The following is a 607-nucleotide window of genomic DNA, read 5'->3' as shown; positions in this document are numbered from 1 at the left end:
CGGGACAGATTGTTTCTGAAGTCAAACTAGATTGGTTCCAGAGCGAAGACAAGGAAGTCCAAAAAATTGCCTATAAACGTCAAATCTTAGCGGAATTGGGATTAAATACTTAGATTCTTAGAACAATATTATATATTAAGTCCAAGCAAGAACCCTGCTTGGATTTAATTGTTTCAAAGCTTATGCGGACGTGGGATTGGCTGACTTATCCATCTATCTGATAAGTTAATATAAAAATTAGCACATTATAGTTGACATACTGTTATAGACCTGTATAATATAATTGAACCATTATAGACAATAAGGAGGATAATGTGGTGAAAAAGAGAACTAGTAAACTCTTTCGTTGCTTGATGGCCTTGCTACTGGTTGTGTCGGTCTTTTTGCCTGCACTAAGACTTAATGGAGTAGTTAGTGCTGCCGAAAAAACTGAATCAGAGTACACTTTGACTACAGAGCCGACGATTAATACGAACCGATTAGTCGATCATGCCAAATATGGAGAAGGTAAGTTCTATCTTAAAACAACTTACGCATTCCCAGACAATGTAACTCTGAATAACGGTGATTTCATGGTTTATCACGTTCCAAATGAGTTCAAAATCGA

General features: G+C 36.6%; 2 pseudogenes. Both read left to right on the top strand.

From position 1 onward, the window contains the following. Positions 1–113 (top strand): annotated as a pseudogene (locus tag GMD3S_RS10815) (ABC transporter ATP-binding protein); the annotation flags it as partial. 204 nt (positions 114–317) lie between these two features. Continuing rightward, positions 318–607: pseudogene (locus GMD3S_RS10510) on the top strand (Spy0128 family protein); the annotation flags it as partial.

Source organism: Streptococcus sp. GMD3S, assembly GCF_000298695.2.
GTDB lineage: Bacteria > Bacillota > Bacilli > Lactobacillales > Streptococcaceae > Streptococcus.
Note: the sequence above shows the minus strand (reverse complement) of the source record. Positions and strands in the feature narration are given on the sequence as shown.